2 protein-coding genes are annotated in these 2,680 nt (G+C 69.9%); both read right to left on the bottom strand.

Features of this window, described 5'->3' with window-relative positions:
• Window positions 1–543: 543 nt before the first annotated feature.
• The gene (locus tag ACH4T9_RS31940) at window positions 544–1,308 is read right to left on the bottom strand and encodes an alpha/beta hydrolase (RefSeq protein ID WP_396675163.1); all 765 of its coding nucleotides are present in this window, start codon (window positions 1,306–1,308) and stop codon (window positions 544–546) included.
• A gap of 185 nt (window positions 1,309–1,493) precedes the next feature.
• On the bottom strand, window positions 1,494–2,312 hold the full coding sequence (locus ACH4T9_RS31945; RefSeq protein ID WP_396675164.1) for an LLM class flavin-dependent oxidoreductase: 819 nt from the start codon (window positions 2,310–2,312) through the stop codon (window positions 1,494–1,496).
• Window positions 2,313–2,680 lie beyond the last annotated feature (368 nt).

Here is a 2,680-nt window from a genome sequence, read left to right on the forward strand (position 1 = left end):
AGGCCGTGGTCTTCCGCGCTGACCGCGTACTCGACGAGCTCGCGCGGGCCGAACTGCTCGGCCGACGCCTTGTAACCGATCTTCAGAGTCATGCTTCCCCGGCCTGACGTTGGCGGTGTTCACACATCCTAGCAGCGGGTTCGGCCTCGGCGATGGCGCGGAGGCTGCGGGTGTAGCTGATCTGGCGCAGGCTGGACACGTCGGCGACCGCCCGCAGGACGACGCCCGATGGAACGAGTCAGCAGCGCCGTGATCAACAGGTCCGCCTGACCGCGTCGCGATCCGGATCGACATGGAATCGGGCCAGCGGTGCTGAGGGGGGCGGCGGAGGAAAGAGCGGCGGGAACGAGCAAATCACCCCGGTGGAAGTCGACTCGCCGTCCGCGCACCCGACCGGACGCGGTCGCTGCCGATCAGGCCTACTCCTCGCGGGCGAACGGCGCGGCAGGGACGGCGGCCGACCGGTAAGCCATGAGGCTGCCTGACCCGGGGCCGCGGTAGTGGCGCCCGATGGGCAGACCGGACGCCGCTGCCACTCTCACCTCAGGCCGGTGAGGTGAGCACCCGGCCAAGATGCCGGGCGAAGAACCGGGCCGCGCTGTCGACCTCGAACCTGGGCACTTCATGGTGTTTGCCCGCGTTGGCGTGCAACGTCTTCTCCGTCGAGGCGAAGGCGTCGAACAGTGCTAGGGCGGCCTCGCGCGGGATGTCCTCGTCGTCCCACTGCATGTCGAACTCGATCGGGACGGTGATCTGCTTCGCCTTCTCCGCCAGGTCATCGGGCCAGTGCAGGCCGAAGACCGCGGCCGTGATCCTGGGCTCGACCGCCACCAGCGGCACCCCGATCGCGGTGCCCAGGTTGATGCCGAAGTAGCCCACCGGCCCGTCCGCGCCGATCTCCGCAAGCTCCTGAAGCGCGTCCAGGGTCGCCCGCCACTCCGGCACGGCCAGCTCCGCCAGATACCCGCTGTAGCGCCGGGCACCCGGACCTTCCGGCTCACCCGCCGCCCTCGCCGCCGCCAACGCGGCGACCTCCTGCTCGTCGTGCGCCGTGCGCGGCCGGTCGCCGTGACCGGGTGCGTCGATGACGGCGACGTGAAAGCCGCAACCAGCCACGAAGCTCTGCGCCCGGCCCGCCATCGCCGGATGCCTCTTGTGGTTGCCCCCACCGTGGCCCATCAGCACCAGCGGTGCCCGATCGGCGCCGGAGGCCGGCGACCAGAGAACGCCCGGCACCTGGCCCACGATGAAGTCGCGCTCCACCACGCCCTTCGACGACGACTCGGCGGTGAACTGCAGAGAATGCATAGGTGTTGCCTTTCGAGAGATCAGCGCTCTGTCACCGGCGCGGGCCACGGCGCCGGTGTCCTCGCGGACCTGATCCCGACCGATGTGCCCGGTGTCCACCACGCTCCCGCCGAAGGCCCTCCGGCGACGACTGCCGCGCCGACGCCCTCGCGGCGGTCCGGCGAGAGCCCTGGTAGTCCGCGTGACTAGGTGAGAAGCTCGACCACCGGGGCGAACTTCTCCATGAACACGGCGTTCACGGTGAAGGAGGAGAAGCCGAGGGTCTCGCGGCGGCGCCGCAGCTCGTCGGCCATCTCCTGCGGGCCCCCGCGCAGGATGTTCAGCGAGTCGTGCTCGATGAGCGTTTTCATGTCGGTCCGCAGGAGACGCGGAACCCAAGGCGGTGCCTCGTCGCCGATGACGTAGATCGGGGAGATGAACTCGAGCTTCTCGGCCCGGTCCCCGGCCTGCTTGCGCACCTCCGCGACCCGCTCGGCCATCTCTTCCCGGGTGGTGAACGGGCTCGCGGCGAGCGTGACCAGGTCGGCCTTGGCGGCGGCCAGGGCACGGGCCTTCGGACCGCCGGCGGCGATGAGCACCGGGGTGTGCGCGTCTCCGTCGAGGGCGCGCAGTTCGTCGATCGTCTTCTCCACCTGCGCCAGGCGTTCCTTGGCCGACGGCGCCTGGAGGCCGAGCAGCTTATCCGCGTCCTCGAGGACGAAAGGCCGGCCCGTCCCGATGCCGAGGTCGAATCGCCCGCCGCTCAGCGCCGACAGCGTGTGGGACTCCCATGCCGCCATGCGCGGCAAGCGCAGCGGGCCGGCGAGCACCCACGTTCCCACCCGCAGCGTCGTGGTCGCCCCGGCCGCGAGGGCGAGGGCGGGGAACGGCGCCGGCGCAGTCAGGACGTCGGCCATGAGCAGGGTGGTGAACCCGAGGTCTTCGGCCTGCCTGGCCACGCCTAGCCACTGCTTCGCGTCCTTTGGCTCCGAAATCACGGAGAACTTGAACGGCTGGTCGGTCATGGGCGAAACCCTGTCCTTTCGTAGAGCGGGCCCCATCGGGCACCGGGACCGCCCCCCGATCGCGGGCGGGGCAGACACCGGATCCGGAGCTCGGATCAGCTCCGGTGCGTACGCGTGGGGAGAACCCGCGAAACCCTCTCGGCCCGCATTCAGCAGGTTAAAAGCGGCTGTGCCGGTCCGGCATCCCTCAGCTTGGTAGACGCCTTGACGCCCACCGCTGGACTTGGCACCGCCGGGCCGGGCAGGCATCCCGTCGGCACCGCATGTAGGAGATTGCGCGGTGCTGTGCTGCGCTGGTATTGTCGTGGCTGACCGTGAATTCGTTGTAGGGAGGTGAGACCCGTGAATAGAATCACCCATGGGTGCTC

Source organism: Micromonospora sp. NPDC020750, assembly GCF_044334565.1.
Lineage (GTDB): Bacteria > Actinomycetota > Actinomycetes > Mycobacteriales > Micromonosporaceae > Micromonospora.